Genomic DNA, 14,924 nt, shown 5'->3' with positions numbered 1-14,924 from the left:
CCTTGTTACCTTTCCTTTACCGCAACTTGAGGGTGGACAGACCGAACAGGCACAGCATCAGCGTGATGATCCAGAAACGCACCACCACCTGCGTTTCCTTCCAGCCGGACAATTCGAAATGGTGATGCAGCGGCGCCATCTTCAGCAGGCGCCGCCCTTCGCCGTAACGCTTCTTCGTGTACTTGAACCACGACACCTGCAGCATCACCGACAGCGTTTCCGCGACGAAGATGCCGCCCATGATGAACAGCACGATCTCCTGGCGCACGATCACCGCGACCGTGCCGAGCGCGCCGCCGAGCGCCAGCGCGCCGACGTCGCCCATGAACACCTGGGCGGGGTGCGTGTTGTACCAGAGGAACGCCAGCCCTGCCCCGCCCATCGCGGAACAGAAGATCAGCAGTTCACCGGCACCCGGGATGTGCGGGAACAGCAGGTATTTCGAATAGACCGAACTGCCCATCACGTACGCGAACACGCCGAGCGAGCCGCCGACCAGCACGACCGGCATGATCACGAGGCCGTCGAGGCCGTCGGTCAGGTTGACCGCGTTGCTCGCGCCGACGATCACGAAGTAGGTCAGCACGATGAAGCCCCACACGCCCAGCGGATAGCTGATCGACTTGAGGAACGGCAGCATGAGGTCGGCACGCGCGGGCAGCCCCATCGACAGGCCGCTGCGCACCCACGCCATGAACAGGTCGAACACGCGCACGTTGTTCGCCTCGGACACGCTGAACGCGAGATAGACGGCGGCGAACAGGCCGATCACCGACTGCCAGAAATACTTTTCGCGCGACGACATCCCGCGCGGGTCCTTGTAGACGACCTTGCGGTAGTCATCGACCCAGCCGATCACGCCGAAGCCGAACGTGACGAGCATCACGATCCAGATGAAACGGTTCGTCAGGTCGCCCCACAGCAGCGTCGCGACCGCGATGCCGATCAGAATCAGCACGCCGCCCATCGTCGGCGTGCCGGATTTGACGAGGTGGCTCTGCGGACCGTCCTTGCGCACGGCCTGCCCGACCTTCATTTGCGTCAGCTTGCGGATCACCCACGGTCCGCACACGAGCCCGATCCCGAGCGCGGTGATGGTGGCCATCACCGCACGGAACGTGAGGTACGTGAACAAGCGCAAAAAGCTTGCGTCTCCTTGCAGCCATTGCGCCAGCGCCAGCAGCATGCTTCCTTCCTTCTACTCAGTGGGCAGCGGGCACCGTGCCCGCCGCGGATTGGTTCGTCAGCGCGTCGACCACGCGCTCCATCTTCATGTACCGCGAGCCCTTCACGAGCACCGTCGCCTGCGCGCCGTAGCCTGCCGCGAGCAGCGCAGCCACCAGCGCGCCGACGTCGCCGAAATGGCGGGCCGTGTCGCCGTACGCCGTGCACGCATCACGCGACGCATCGCCGAGCGCGAACAGCGCATCGATGCCGCGCTCGCGCGCATACGCGCCGATCTCGCGGTGGAATGCCGGGCCTTCGTCGCCGACCTCGCCCATGTCGCCGATCACCAGCACGCGCGGTGCCGGTTGCGCGGCCAGCACGTCGATCGCCGCGCGCATCGAGTCGGGGTTCGCGTTGTAGGTGTCGTCGACGACCGTCGCGCCCGCGAGGCTGCCGACGTCCGCCTGCCGGACCTGCAGACGCCCCTTGACCGGCTCGAACGACTCGAGGCCCCGCTTGATCGCGGCCAGCTCGATGCCGGCCGCGAGCGCCGCCGCCGTTGCCGCCAATGCGTTGCGTGCGTTGTGTTCGCCGAGCGCGCGCAGCCGCACCGTCACCGCGCCGGACGGCGTGTCGATCGCGAGCTCGCCGCCGAGCAGGCGGCCCGTGACCTGCGCTTCGATCTGCCGTTCGGCGTCGTGCAGCGCGAAATCGAGAATCCGGTTGCCGGTCGCCGCGACGCGCCAGATGCCGGCGTACGCATCGTCGGCCGGAAACACCGCGACGCCGTCAGGCGTCAGCGCGTGGATCACGGCCGCGTGTTCGAGCGCAACGGCTTCCACCGTCGCCATGAACTCCTGGTGCTCGCGCTGCGCGTTGTTGACCAGCGCGACGGTCGGCGCCGCGAGACGCGCGAGGATTTCGGTCTCGCCCGGGTGATTCATTCCGAGCTCGATCACCGCGACGCGATGCGCCCCTGACAGGCGCAGCAGCGTCAGCGGCACGCCGATGTCGTTGTTCAGGTTGCCGGCCGTCGCCAGCCGCGCGTCGGCGCCGACTGCCGCGGCAAGGATCGACGCGATCATTTCCTTGACGGTCGTCTTGCCGTTGCTGCCCGTCACCGCGACGAGCGGCACCGCGAAGCGCTTGCGCCAGCCGTGCGCGAGCGCGCCGAGCGCGGCACGCGTTTCGCCGCCCTCGACAACCGGCATCGCGAGGCCCGCCGGCACGTGCGCGACAAGCGCCGCGGCTGCGCCGCGCGCGGCCACGTCGCCGAGGAAGTCGTGTGCGTCGAAGCGGTCGCCCTTCAGCGCGACGAACAGGTCGCCCGGGCCGACCGTGCGGCTGTCCGTCGACACGCGCTCGAACGTCGTGCCCGGATCGCCGTGGACAGTGGCGCCGGGAATCAGGCGGGCGGCTTCGCCGAGACTGAGCATCGTCATTCGCCGCCTCCCTTGCCGTGCGTCGCGCGTGCCGCGAGCGCGAGCCGTGCGTGATCCTGATCGGAGAACGTGCGCTTCTTGCCCATGATTTCCTGCGTTGCCTCGTGCCCCTTGCCGGCCAGCACGACGACATCCTCGCGGGCGGCGCCGCGCACGGCCTGCAGGATCGCGCTTGCGCGATCCTCGATGCGGCGTGCGCGATCGGGCGCGGTCATGCCCGCGATGACTTGATCGATGATGCGCTGCGGATCTTCACTGCGCGGGTTGTCGCTCGTGACGACGACTTCGTCGGCAAGCCGCTCGGCGATCGCACCCATCAGCGGGCGCTTCGTCGCATCGCGATCGCCGCCGCAACCGAACATGCAGACGAGCCGGCCGCCGCGCTGCGCCGCGATCGGCCGCAGCGCGTCGAGCGTCTTTTCGAGCGCATCGGGCGTGTGCGCGTAGTCGATCACGACCAGCGGTTCGTCGTTTTGCAGCCGGCCGCCAAGGCGCTGCATGCGGCCGTTGACGGACTCGAGCCGCGCGATCTCCGCGACCGCCGCGTCGAACGGCACGTCGGCCGCGAGCAGCGAGCCGAGCACCGCGAGCAGGTTGCTGACGTTGAATGCGCCGAGCGTGCCGACCTCGACGTCCGCGTCGCCCCACGACGAGCGCAGGCGGAATGCCGTGCCCGCAGCGGTGGCGCGCACGTCGAGCGCGACCAGCTCGCGATCGGCGTCGGGCGACTGCGCATCGCCGATTCCGTATGCGATCGTACGCACGCGGCCTGCCAGCTTCTCGAGCAGGCGGCGGCCGGTCGCGTCGTCGCGATTGACGACTGCCGCGCGCAGGCCGCGCCATGCGAACAGCTTCGTCTTCGCGGCTTCGTACGCGTCGAACGTGCCGTGATAGTCGAGGTGATCCTGCGTGAGGTTCGTGAACACGGCGATGTCGAATGCCGTGCCGTTCACGCGGCCCTGATGCAGCGCGTGCGACGACACTTCCATCGCGACGGCCTTCGCGCCCGCATCGCGCAGCTGCGCGAGGCTGCGCTGCAGCTGCGGTGCGTCCGGCGTCGTGAAGCCGGTCGGCACCAGCTGCCCGGGCATGCCGCTGCCGAGCGTGCCGATCAGTGCGCACGGCTGATGCAGTGCCGTCAGCGCGGCGGCGATCCATTGCGTGCACGACGTCTTGCCGTTCGTGCCGGTCACGCCGATTGCGAGCAGGCTGTCGCTCGGGTCGCCGTACCAGCCGCTCGCGATCTCGCCGGCCAACTGGTCGAGCGCCGGCACCGCGAGTGCGACGGGCACGGCCGGCGCGGCCGCGAGGCCGTCCGGCTGATACAGCACGGCGGCCGCGCCGCGGGCGACGGCATCGGAAATGAAGGTGCGATTGTCTGCCCCGTCGACCGCATAGCCGAGGAACACGTCGCCGGCCCGCAGGCTGCGCGTGTCGGCATGCAGTTGCGCCGTGGGGGCCACATGCTGGCGCAGCCACGCAAGCGCGGCTGCGATCTGCTGATGCGCCGGATGGGAACTGCGAGCGGCGCTCATCGAACAACTCCTGGTGAATTACGTGTCGTGCTGGATACGATCATATGCTTCGCCCCGCTGCCCGCGGCGAGCTTTTGCGGACCCGGCTTGGCGGGCGCGCCCGGCGCATCGTCGGACACGACGAGCTGCTTGATCGGCATGTTCGGCGGCACGTTCAGTGCTCGCATCGTATCGCCCGCGATCGCCGAGAATACGGGGCCCGACACCTGGCCGCCGAAGTGGCTGCCGGCGGTCGGTTCGTCGACCGACACCGCGACGACGATGCGCGGGTTCGGCATCGGCGCCATCCCGACGAACGACGCGCGGTACTTGCGCGTGTAGCCGTGACCTTCATGCTTGTACGCGGTACCGCTCTTGCCGCCGACGCGATAGCCCGGCACCGCCGCATCCGGCGACGTACCGCCCGGCGCGACCACGGTCTCGAGCATCGTGCGCACTTCGCGCGCGGTGGTCGGCGCGAACACCTGCGTGCCCGTGATCTGCTGATTGGGGTCGGTCTTGAAAATGGTGACCGGCATCATCTCGCCGTCGTGCGCGATCGCGGTATACGCGCGCGCCAGCTGGAACAGCGACACCGACAGTCCATAGCCGTACGACATCGTCGCCTGCTCGATGCGGCGCCAGTTCTTCCACGGACGCAGGCGGCCGGCCGCGGCGCCCGGGAAGCCGACCTTCGGCGCCTGGCCGAGGCCGATGCTCGTATACATATTCCACATTTCCTCGGGCCGCATCGTCATCGCGATCTTCGTCGCGCCGATGTTGCTCGACTTCTGGATCACGCCGCCGACCGTCAGCGTGCCGAAGCCCGCATCGTCCGTGATCGGCGCGCCGTCGAGCACGAAGTGGCCGTTGCCCGTCTCGACGAGCGTGTTCGGCGTCACGCGATGCAGGTCGAGCGCGAGCGACACCGTGAACGGCTTCATGATCGAGCCCGGCTCGAACACGTCGGTGAGGATCCGGTTGCGCAGCTGCTCGCCCGTCAGCCGCGTACGGTCGTTCGGGTTGTAGGTCGGATAGTTGACCAGCGCGAGCACCTCGCCGGTGCGCACGTCGACGACCATCGCCGCGCCGGCCTTCGCCTTGAACTTCTCGACGGCGGCCTTCAGGTTCGCATACGCGATGTACTGGATCTTGCTGTCGATCGACAGGTCGACGTCCGTCCCGTTGTGCGGCGGGATCTGCTCGGCAACGTCCTCGACGATGTGCCCGATCCGGTCCTTGATCACGCGGCGCACGCCGGATGTACCGGACAGCATTTTCTGGTCGCCAAGCTCGACGCCTTCCTGCCCTTCGTCCTCGACGTTCGTGAAACCGATCAGGTGCGCGGTGATCTCGCCTTCCGGATAGAAGCGCTTGTATTCGTTGCGCTGATAGACGCCGGGAATGTCGAGCGCGACGACCTTGTCCGCGACGTCGATCGGCACCTGGCGCTTCACGTAGACGAAACCCTTGTCTTCCGACAGCTTCACGCGCAGTTCCTTCGGCGTCATGCCGAGGAGCTTGCCGAGCTGGTTGACCTTGGCGGCGTCGAGATCGTCCGGCACGGCGTCCGGAATCGCCCAGATCGCGCGCACGGGCAGGCTCGTCGCGAGCACCAGCCCGTTACGGTCGAGGATCTTGCCGCGCGTGGCCGGCAGCTCGATCGTGCGCTGGTAGCGGCTTTCGCCCTGCTTCTGATAGAACGCGTTGCCGGGCCCCTGGATCCAGAACGCCCGCGCGGCGAGCGCGACGAACGCCATGAACAGCATGAACACGACGAGTTTCGAGCGCCACATCGGCAGATGCACGCCGAGCACGGGGCTCGAGCCGAATTTCACGTCCTTGCGCTTCTGCGACGGCTTCATCGCGCGCCTCCCTTGCCCTTGCCGACCGTATCGGCCGAAGCGGGAATGGGCGCGTCGATCGCCTTCACGGCGCCTGGAGGCAGCGTCAGGTATTGGGTGCGGCCCGTCGTGATCGGCTGCATCTTCAGCGAGTCGTTCGCGAGCTGCTCGATACGCGACGTTTTCGACAGCGCGCTCTGCTGATACTGAAGCTGCGCATAGTCCTGCTGGAGCTGACGCTCCTGCGACTGCGCGCGCTGCAGCTGAATGAAGATCTGGCGCTGCTGGTTCGTCGAGTTGACGACCGACAGCGCGCAGCCCATCACGATGATCAGCAGGAAGATATTGAAGCGGCTCATGGCGTGACGCGCTCCGCGATGCGCATCACGGCCGACCGGGCGCGCGGATTCGCGAGGACTTCCGCTTCGCTCGGGAACTGACGGCGGATTATCTTGAGCGGCGGGCTCGGGAGGTCGACGGCACGGATCGGCAGGCGACGATCGACCGCAGGCGCACTGGCGTGCGCCTGCATGAATCGCTTGACGATCCGGTCCTCGAGTGAATGAAAGCTGATGACCACCAGCCGCCCCCCTTGCTCCAGCAACGACAATGCCGCGTCTAGTACGACTTGCAGGTCCGCAAGCTCTTGATTGACGTGAATCCGTATAGCCTGAAAGGTGCGGGTTGCCGGATCCTTGCCCTTCTCACGGGTTTTGACGACGTGACCCACGATTTGGGCAAGCTCGCCCGTGGTGTCGAGAGGCCCAAGACGGTCGGACTCTGCCCGGCGAGCAACAAGCGCCTTTGCAATCTGAAAAGCAAACCGTTCTTCCCCATAATCCCGTATCACCTCCGTCAATTCCTGCACCGAAGCCCGCGCGAGCCACTCGGCCGCCGACTCGCCGCGCGTCGGATCCATTCGCATGTCCAGCGGGCCATCCGCGCGAAAGCTGAAGCCGCGCGCCGGATCGTCCACCTGCGGCGAGGACACGCCCAGGTCCAGCAACACCCCCGACACCTTCTCGACGCCGCGCGCCGCAAGCGCGTCGCGCATCGATGCAAAGCTGTCATGCACGATCGAGAAGCGCGCATCCTCGATGCGCTGCGCCGTCTCGATCGCCCTCGGATCCTTGTCGAACGCGATCAGCCGGCCGGCCGGCGCCAGCCGCGCGAGTACCGCGCGGCTATGACCGCCCCGGCCGAACGTGCCGTCGACATAAATGCCGTCCGGCCGCGTCACGAGCGACTCGACGGCTTCGTCCAACAACACGGTCCGATGCTGCAATTCGTTTCCCATCGCGGGCGTCTCCGTCACCGCAATCAGAACGTAAAGTTCTTCAGCGCGTCGGGCATGCCCTGCGCCATCGCTGCCTGCTCCTTCGCGATGTAGGTCTGCGAATCCCACAGCTCGAAGTGACTACCCATTCCCAACAACATGACTTCCTTTTCCAGTCCGGCCGCCATCCGCAGCTCGGGCGATACGAGAATCCGGCCCGCGCTGTCGAGATCGACATCCATCGCATTGCCGAGAAAAATCCGCCGCCACCAATGGGCGTCCATCGGCAGCGCGGCAATCTTGGCGCGAAATACTTCCCATTCGGGGCGCGGAAACAGCAACAGGCAGCCGTCCGGGTGCTTGGTCACAGTCACCCGTCCTTCTGCCTGTCCTTGCAGCGCTTCGCGATAGCGAGCCGGCACCGACATCCGCCCTTTCGCATCGAGCGTCAGCGCCGACGCCCCTTGGAACACTTTCCGCTCTCCCGTTCAGGGCACCGAAGCACCCGCTCAATGCTCAAGAATTTAGCCGGAATAGCCCGCTAAATCACACAAAAATACACTTTCTCACACTGTCTCCCACTTTAGAGGAAGGGTTTGGCACGGTCAAGGGAGCGGCCCGGTTTTTTGACGAATTTTGTTAGTTAGAACAAGGACTTACGCGCACATGCTCATGCGCCCCCTCATTCCAAAAATCGTTATAAATGAATGAGCTAGTGCAACTTGTGAAGGTGATACATGAGAAAGGCGGGCCAGACTGGCGTGCGGACGGGGCTTTCGGGGGCGGGAAAACGCGGAAAAAACGGGCGGTATCGGGCACGGCGAACCGGGGCGGCGTCGTGCGCCGCCCCGGTTCGAATGTCAGAGATAGTATGCAGTGCTCGTCATGACTTTCGACGCGGCGCGCATCAGCATTCGCACCGGCAGCGGCAGTTCGATCCCGCCGGCGTCGGTCGCGGCCTTGCCGTGCTTCACCTCGTCGAGCCGCATCTGCTCGACGATCGCGCGCGACGCCGTGTCGGTCGCCGGCAGTTCGGACAGATGCCCGTCGAGGTGGCTCTCGACCTGACGCTCCGTCTCCGCCATGAAGCCGAGGCTGACCTTGTCGCCCAGCGTACCGGCCGCGACGCCGATCGCGAGCGCGCCAGCGTACCACAGCGGGTTGAGCAGGCTCGGGCGCGAATCGAGTTCCTTCAGCCGATGCGCGGTCCACGCGAGATGATCCTCCTCCTCGCGCGCCGCTTCCTCGAACATCGCCTTCGACGACGACGAGCGAGCGGTCAGCTTCTGCGCCTGATAAAGCGCCTGCGCGCAGACCTCGCCGACGTGGTTCACGCGCATCAGTCCCGCGGCGTGCGTGCGCTCCGCGGGCGTCAGTTCGCCGGCTGGCGGCTCCGCCGGCACGGGCACCGGGCGGCTCATCCGGCTAATGCCGGTCAGCGATCGCAAGCCGCGATCGAATTCGCTGATCAGTTCATCCAACACCATCCTGTTCTCCTGGCTGCGTGTGCCGCCGCGAGCGGCAAAGGCACGAGTTCCGCTGCGTAACCGACTTGATTATTCAGCGGAAATTGCGGTTAACCCGTGATTTTAACCATTGTTGCATAAAGGAAACATGGCGACCTTGAGCCACGGCATTTCGCTTTGTCGGAAAAAACGGCTTTGCTACATTACGTCCGACTTCTTGCGAAGTTGATGGGGCCCGTCAACACACCATAACTATCCGCCCCGCCAAAAAAATTCAGTGATTCTTGGAGATCCGTTAATGAAAAAGTCGCTTCTCGCGCTCGTCGCGCTGGGCGCGTTTGCTGGCGCAGCCCATGCGCAAAGCAGCGTGACGCTTTACGGCATCATCGACGAAGGCTTCATCTTCAACAACAACGCCAAGGGCGGCCATCTGTACGGTCTGGCAAGCGGCGTGATGCAAGGCAGCCGCTTCGGTCTGCGCGGCACCGAAGACCTGGGCGGCGGCCTGAAGGCGATCTTCGTGCTCGAGAACGGTTTTGACGTCAACTCCGGCAAGCTCGGCCAGGGCGGCCTGATGTTCGGCCGCCAGGCTTACGTCGGCCTGTCGAGCCAGTACGGTACGGTCACGCTGGGCCGTCAGTACGACTCCGTCGTCGACTTCGTCGGCCCGCTCGAGGCAGGCGACCAGTGGGGCGGCTACATTGCCGCTCACCCGGGTGACCTCGACAACTTCAACAACGCGTACCGTGTGAACAATGCGGTCAAGTATACGAGCCCGACCTACGGCGGCTTCTCGTTCGGCGGTATGTACAGCTTCGGCGGCCAGGCCGGCCAGTTCTCGAAGAACCAGGTCTGGTCGCTCGGCGCCGGTTACAACAACGGCCCGCTGGTATTGGGTGTCGGCTACTTGAACGCACGCACGCCGGCGAACTTCGGCGGCATGTTCAACACCGGCGCGTCGGCTGCCGCGACGGCCGTGTCGTCGCCGGTCTACGGCGCGTATGCGAACAGCGCGAACACGTACCAGGTCATCGGCGCGGGCGGTGCGTACACGTTCGGCGCGGCAACGATCGGGGCGACGTACTCGAACACGAAGTTCAAGGGCTTCTCGGTTGGTCCGTTCGTGAACCAGACCGCGACGTTCAACAACGGCGAAATCAACTTCAAGTATCAGCTGACCCCGGCGCTGATCGTCGGCGCCGCGTACGACTACACGCAAGGCAGCAAGATCGACGGCAACTCGGCAGCCAAGTACCACCAGGGCTCGCTGGGCGTCGATTACTTCCTGTCGAAGCGCACGGACGTCTACGTGATCGGCGTGTATCAGCATGCATCGGGCAACGCGCTCAACTCGGCTGGCAACGTCGTTCAGGCACATGCTTCGATCAACGGTCTCGACCCGTCGACCACCAGCAACCAGGTTGCGGCGCGCGTCGGCATCCGTCACAAGTTCTAATCAGCTTGTCTGACAAGCCGCAGCATATTGAAGGCGCCTTCGGGCGCCTTTTTCTTGTGCGGCTGCGATGCGGTGAGCGGTGAGCGGTGAGCGGTGAGCGGTGAGCGGTGAGCGGTGAGCGGTGAGCGGTGAGCGGTGAGCGGTGAGCGGTGAGCAGTGAGCAGTGAGCAGTGAGCAGTGAGCAGTGAGCAGTGAGCAGTGAGCAGTGAGCAGTGAGCAGGACGATCGCCGCGCGTCCCGTTCACTGCAACGAACCGTTCGGGTGCTCCATCGACGCGCACGCCGCCTGCCGCCCGCGGCATGTACCGAGGTGACGCGCCGTTCGAATCGAAGCGGCCGCGAGCAGCCCGGGCGAGTCGTTCCGCCAGCCACTACGCGCCCGGTCGAACGCGCATCATTCCGACGATAGCCGAATGGTGCGCCTCAGCCCCGATGCCGGCACCACAAACCCAAAAGCCCGGCACCGGCCGGGCTCGTTCGTTCGACTTTGGTGTTACGCGCGTCCGTCGCGCAATTCGCGTCGCAGGATCTTGCCGACGTTCGTCTTCGGCAGCTCCGTGCGGAACTCGACGAGTTTCGGCCGCTTGTAGCCGGTGAGCCGCTCCTTGCAGTACGCGAGGATATCCTTGTCGGTGAGCGCCGGATCCTTCTTCACGACGAACAGCTTCACGGCTTCGCCCGAGTGCTCGTCCGGCACGCCGACGGCCGCCACCTCGAACACGCCCGGGTGCGACGCCACCACGTCCTCGACCTCGTTCGGATACACGTTGAAGCCGGACACCAGGATCATGTCCTTCTTCCGGTCGACGATCTTCACGTAACCGCGCGCGTCCATCACGCCGACGTCGCCGGTCTTGAAGAAACCGTCCGGGCACATGACCTTCGCGGTTTCGTCCGGACGGTTCCAGTAGCCGGCCATGACCTGCGGCCCGCGGATGCAGATCTCGCCCGGCTCGCCGAGCGCGACGTCGTTGCCGGCGTCGTCGCGGATGGCCACCTCGGTCGACGGCAGCGGCACGCCGATCGTCCCGCTATACTCGGTCGCCGTCACGGGATTGCAGGTGGCAACCGGCGACGTTTCGGACAAGCCATACCCCTCGACGATCGCCGTATGGGTCTTCTCATACCAGCGCTTCGCGACGCCTTCCTGGATCGCCATGCCGCCGCCGTTGGCGATCGCGAGCTTCGAAAGATCCAGCTGGTTGAATTCGGGATGGTTCAGCAGTGCGTTGTACAGCGTGTTGACGGCCGGGATCGTCGAGATCTGGTAACCCTTCAGTTCCTTGATCATCCCGCCGATGTCGCGCGGATTCGGGATCAGGACGCCCATGCCGCCCGTGCGCATCGTCAGGAAACCGCAGACCGTCAGCGCGAACACGTGATAGAGCGGCAGCGCGACAACCGTCACGAACTGCTTCACCTCGGGGTATTTTTCGTGTGCGGGATGGTGCCACGCGCCGGCTTGCAGCACGTTCGACACGATGTTCCGGTGCAGCAGCGTCGCGCCCTTCGCAACACCCGTCGTACCGCCCGTGTACTGGAGGAACGCGACGTCGTCGGGGCCGAGCTTCTGCGGCTTGAAGGTCTGCCGCGCGCCGTCCGACAGCGCGGCCTTGAAGCGCGTGAACGACGGAAGCTGCCAGGCCGGCACCATCTTCTTCACGTTGCGCACGACGTAATTGACGAGCCAGCCCTTGATGCCCAGCAGGTCGCCCATCGACGCGACCACGACATGCTTGACCACGGTATTGGCGATGACGGCCTGCAGCGTCGACGCGAAGTTCTCGAGGATGACGATCGCTTCCGCCCCGCTGTCCTTCAGCTGATGCTCGAGTTCGCGCGGCGTATACAGCGGGTTGACGTTGACGACGGTGTAGCCCGCGCGGAGCACCGCGACGATCGCCACCGGGTACTGCAGCACGTTCGGCATCATGAGTGCGACGCGCGCGCCGCGTTTCAGACCGCGTGACTGCAGCCACGCGCCGAACTGGCGCGACAGCGCATCGAGCTCGCCATACGTGATGCTCTTGCCCATGCAGACGAACGCCTTGCGGTCGCGATACTGCTTGAAGCTTTCGTCGAGTAGATCCGGGACGGAAGGATACGGGGACGCGTCAATTTCGGCTGGAACGCCGGGTGGGTACGATTTCAGCCAAATTTTGTCCATACTGCGCGTCTCCTCACATATTTTCGAATGGTCGTGCTAAAACGCATCGTAGCGGCTCGCCCGCCCCGAGACAACAGGGTTAGATGCCCACTTCGAACTTTCGAATGAATTCGTCCGATCATATCTCGAAGTTCGGTCAAATCCGTTCAACTTCCACGAGACAATCGTAAAACGTCGCCGAGTTGCCGAGATCGGTCAGCGCCTGGCTCGTCACTTCGTTCGCGTTCCGTCCGTCCGCCGACAGTTTCTTCCACCAGATCGACAGCCCGACGACGAGGCCCGCCCGCGCGCGATCAGTCACTCTCGCGACCGCCTGCATCGATCCGCGGTCGTTGAAGATGCGGACGACGTCGCCCTCCCCGATGCCGCGCGCATCGGCGTCGGCCGGGTGCATGTCGAGGTGCGGCTGGCCTTCCGTGCTGCGCAGGCTGTCCACGTTGACGAACGTGCTGTTCAGGAAGTGCCGGGCGGGCGGCGAAATCATCGCGAGCGGATAGCGGGCGGCGAGCTCGGGCGCGGCCTCCGCCGATTCGAACGGCGGCAGGTAATCGGGCACCGGGTCCATGCCCATCTGCTCGAGTCGCGCGCTGTAGAACTCGCATTTGCCGGATGGCGTTCGGAAGCCGCCATTTGCGAAAGGCGCGTCCGCCACCTTGAGCTTCAGCCAGCCGGCACGCTTCAGCGTATCCCAGTCGCTGTCGAGCGCGGGGTCGTCCCAACGGAGCGCGGCCTGCGCGACCTCTTCGTCGCTGTGATAAAGCGCGGGCTCGTCGAGCCCCATGCTGCGCGCGATGCCACGGAAGATTTCGGTGTTCGGCCTCGCATCGTCGACCGGCGGAATCGCCGGCAGATTCGCCATCACGTAGGTATGGCCGTACGACTTGTGGACGTCGAGATGCTCGAGCTGGGTCGTGGCCGGCAACACGATGTCGGCGAAATCGACGGTATCCGTCTTGAAGTGCTCGAGAACGACCGTGAACAGATCTTCGCGTGCGAACCCCGCGGCTACTTTCGACGAATCGGGGGCGACCGCGACCGGATTCGAGTTGTAGACGATCACCGCTTCGACTTTCGGCCCGAAGGTCGCGTCGCCGGGATGCAGCAACGCATCGCCGATTGCGTTCATATTGATGATGCGCGGCAGCTTGTGCGGCCAGCCGGGCATCAGATCGGGCCGCAGCAGCGCCGCCTGATTGACCGGTGCGGATTCCGACGACGACAGCAGCAGCCCGCCGGCCCGGTCGCGCCACGCACCCGTCAGCGCAGGCAGGCTCGCGATCGCGCGCACGGCATTGCCGCCGCCGCGTACGCGCTGCATGCCGTAATTGAGGCGGATCGATGCCTTGCGGGTCGCGCCGTAACGACGCGCGAGGTCGATCAACTCCGACGCGTCGATGTCGCAGATCTGTGCGACACGCTCCGGCGGATAGGACAGGGCTCGCGTCTTGAGTGCATCGAAGCCGAGCGTATGAGTCGCGATGTAGTCGTGATCGAGCAGATCTTCGGTCATCAGCACATGCATCATCCCGAGTGCGAACGCACCATCAGTGCCCGGTTTCAATGCGATGTGCTGATGGCATTTCTCCGCCGTCAGTGAGCGGTAGGGATCGATTGCGACCAGGCGGGCACCGCGACGCTTGGCTTCCTGCGCGCGGGTCCAGAAATGCAGGCTCGATGCGATCGGATTGGCGCCCCAGATCAGGATCAGCTCGCTTTCCTCGAAATGCTCGAGATGCATGCCGACGTTTCCGCCGTATGTATAGCGCAGCCCTGCCGCACCGGCCGCGGCGCAAATTGCGCGCTCGAGTCGTGACGCGCCGAGTTTGTGGAAGAACCGCTGCGCAATGCCTTCGCCCTGCACGAGCCCCATCGTTCCCGCATAGCTGTATGGCACGATCGCCTCCGGCGCGCGTGCGGCGATTTCACCGAGGCGACCACCGATCTCGTCGAACGCTTCGCTCCAGCTGATCGGCACAAAATGCCCTTCCCCCTTCGCGCCGACGCGCTTGAGCGGAACGGTAAGACGGTCGGGATGATGAACGCGGTCGGCATATCGGCTGACTTTCGTACACAACACGCCTTGCGTGGGCGGATGGTCGGGATCGCCCGCCACCTTGATCGCCCGACCGTTTTCGACGGTCACGCGCATTGCGCACGTGTCCGGACAATCGTGCGGGCAGACGGCCCGAGCTATCTGAGTGGCGGCGCTCATCGTTCTGGATGCAGCAGGGATGGAGATTCGCAAATTTTACGTGGATGAGCCGAATGGCAGTTGCGTGGGATCGAGCTACTCGGTCCTGTCACGACACGGGTGTGCGGCGTGCGCATGAGGACCCTGCCGGACATGCATCGCAGATCGGTTGAGTCCGCGACGGCCAAGCCCCCCGCCCCGCGGCCATCGCGCGTTTCCGGCGCCGCAAATGCAAAAACCCCCGCCTTTCGGGCGGGGGTTTCTGGCTTAGGGAGCCTGACGATTACCTACTTTCACACGGGAATCCGCACTATCATCGGCGTAGAGTCGTTTCACGGTCCTGTTCGGGATGGGAAGGGGTGGGACCGACTCGCTATGGTCATCAGGCAAAGAGGGTTGTC

General features: G+C 65.2%; 11 protein-coding genes and 1 rRNA gene. 1 reads left to right on the top strand and 11 read right to left on the bottom strand.

Annotation, left to right across the window (positions count from 1 at the left end; genetic code table 11):
• Positions 1-16: 16 nt before the first annotated feature.
• The 8 genes from mraY to coq7 all read right to left on the bottom strand — a co-directional run bounded on the left by mraY (position 17) and on the right by coq7 (position 8,730).
• Positions 17-1,186 (bottom strand): phospho-N-acetylmuramoyl-pentapeptide-transferase, encoded by a 1,170-nt coding sequence (gene mraY, locus DIE22_RS07310; RefSeq protein ID WP_006752439.1) that lies wholly within the window; start codon positions 1,184-1,186, stop codon positions 17-19.
• 16 nt (positions 1,187-1,202) lie between these two features.
• Entirely contained in the window at positions 1,203-2,609 is a 1,407-nt protein-coding gene (gene murF, locus DIE22_RS07305) for a UDP-N-acetylmuramoyl-tripeptide--D-alanyl-D-alanine ligase (RefSeq protein WP_124502014.1), read from the bottom strand.
• The gene (locus tag DIE22_RS07300; protein WP_124604807.1) at positions 2,606-4,144 is read right to left on the bottom strand and encodes a UDP-N-acetylmuramoyl-L-alanyl-D-glutamate--2,6-diaminopimelate ligase; all 1,539 of its coding nucleotides are present in this window, start codon (positions 4,142-4,144) and stop codon (positions 2,606-2,608) included. Before DIE22_RS07300 ends, murF begins: the two co-directional genes overlap by 4 nt.
• Positions 4,141-5,988 (bottom strand): peptidoglycan D,D-transpeptidase FtsI family protein, encoded by a 1,848-nt coding sequence (locus DIE22_RS07295; RefSeq protein WP_124604806.1) that lies wholly within the window; start codon positions 5,986-5,988, stop codon positions 4,141-4,143. Before DIE22_RS07295 ends, DIE22_RS07300 begins: the two co-directional genes overlap by 4 nt.
• A complete protein-coding gene (gene ftsL, locus DIE22_RS07290) occupies positions 5,985-6,326 on the bottom strand; it encodes a cell division protein FtsL (protein WP_124604805.1) in 342 nt (113 codons plus the stop codon). Before ftsL ends, DIE22_RS07295 begins: the two co-directional genes overlap by 4 nt.
• On the bottom strand, positions 6,323-7,264 hold the full coding sequence (gene rsmH, locus DIE22_RS07285; protein ID WP_124604804.1) for a 16S rRNA (cytosine(1402)-N(4))-methyltransferase RsmH: 942 nt from the start codon (positions 7,262-7,264) through the stop codon (positions 6,323-6,325). The genes ftsL and rsmH overlap by 4 nt, the downstream gene beginning before the upstream one ends.
• Before the next feature lie 23 nt (positions 7,265-7,287).
• On the bottom strand, positions 7,288-7,716 hold the full coding sequence (gene mraZ / locus DIE22_RS07280) for a division/cell wall cluster transcriptional repressor MraZ (protein WP_006400450.1): 429 nt from the start codon (positions 7,714-7,716) through the stop codon (positions 7,288-7,290).
• A 387-nt stretch (positions 7,717-8,103) separates the two neighbouring features.
• Positions 8,104-8,730, bottom strand: coding sequence for a 2-polyprenyl-3-methyl-6-methoxy-1,4-benzoquinone monooxygenase (coq7, locus tag DIE22_RS07275; RefSeq protein WP_124604803.1), 627 nt, complete (start codon positions 8,728-8,730; stop codon positions 8,104-8,106).
• Positions 8,731-9,007: 277 nt separating this feature from the next.
• On the opposite strand from coq7, the gene DIE22_RS07270 reads away from it, so the two are divergent.
• On the top strand, positions 9,008-10,165 hold the full coding sequence (locus tag DIE22_RS07270; protein WP_124604802.1) for a porin: 1,158 nt from the start codon (positions 9,008-9,010) through the stop codon (positions 10,163-10,165).
• A 493-nt stretch (positions 10,166-10,658) separates the two neighbouring features.
• On the opposite strand, the gene DIE22_RS07260 is transcribed toward DIE22_RS07270, so the two are convergent.
• From DIE22_RS07260 to rrf, 3 genes are all read right to left on the bottom strand, one after another.
• Entirely contained in the window at positions 10,659-12,332 is a 1,674-nt protein-coding gene (locus tag DIE22_RS07260) for a long-chain fatty acid--CoA ligase (protein ID WP_124502008.1), read from the bottom strand.
• Positions 12,333-12,468: 136 nt separating this feature from the next.
• On the bottom strand, positions 12,469-14,544 hold the full coding sequence (locus DIE22_RS07255) for a molybdopterin-dependent oxidoreductase (RefSeq protein ID WP_124604801.1): 2,076 nt from the start codon (positions 14,542-14,544) through the stop codon (positions 12,469-12,471).
• A 253-nt stretch (positions 14,545-14,797) separates the two neighbouring features.
• Positions 14,798-14,910 (bottom strand): 5S ribosomal RNA (gene rrf / locus DIE22_RS07250).
• Positions 14,911-14,924: the final 14 nt, after the last annotated feature.

It is taken from the genome of Burkholderia sp. Bp9142 (assembly GCF_003853415.1).
GTDB lineage: Bacteria > Pseudomonadota > Gammaproteobacteria > Burkholderiales > Burkholderiaceae > Burkholderia.
Note: the sequence above shows the minus strand (reverse complement) of the source record. Positions and strands in the feature narration are given on the sequence as shown.

Coding starts and splice junctions, on each gene's coding strand:
- DIE22_RS07260 (WP_124502008.1), bottom strand. CDS start 12,332: ATGGACAAAATTTGGCTGAAATCGTACCCACCCGGCGTTCCAGCCGAA.
- DIE22_RS07270 (WP_124604802.1), top strand. CDS start 9,008: ATGAAAAAGTCGCTTCTCGCGCTCGTCGCGCTGGGCGCGTTTGCTGGC.
- DIE22_RS07295 (WP_124604806.1), bottom strand. CDS start 5,988: ATGAAGCCGTCGCAGAAGCGCAAGGACGTGAAATTCGGCTCGAGCCCC.
- DIE22_RS07300 (WP_124604807.1), bottom strand. CDS start 4,144: ATGAGCGCCGCTCGCAGTTCCCATCCGGCGCATCAGCAGATCGCAGCC.
- rsmH (WP_124604804.1), bottom strand. CDS start 7,264: ATGGGAAACGAATTGCAGCATCGGACCGTGTTGTTGGACGAAGCCGTC.
- ftsL (WP_124604805.1), bottom strand. CDS start 6,326: ATGAGCCGCTTCAATATCTTCCTGCTGATCATCGTGATGGGCTGCGCG.
- coq7 (WP_124604803.1), bottom strand. CDS start 8,730: ATGGTGTTGGATGAACTGATCAGCGAATTCGATCGCGGCTTGCGATCG.
- mraY (WP_006752439.1), bottom strand. CDS start 1,186: ATGCTGCTGGCGCTGGCGCAATGGCTGCAAGGAGACGCAAGCTTTTTG.
- DIE22_RS07255 (WP_124604801.1), bottom strand. CDS start 14,544: ATGAGCGCCGCCACTCAGATAGCTCGGGCCGTCTGCCCGCACGATTGT.
- murF (WP_124502014.1), bottom strand. CDS start 2,609: ATGACGATGCTCAGTCTCGGCGAAGCCGCCCGCCTGATTCCCGGCGCC.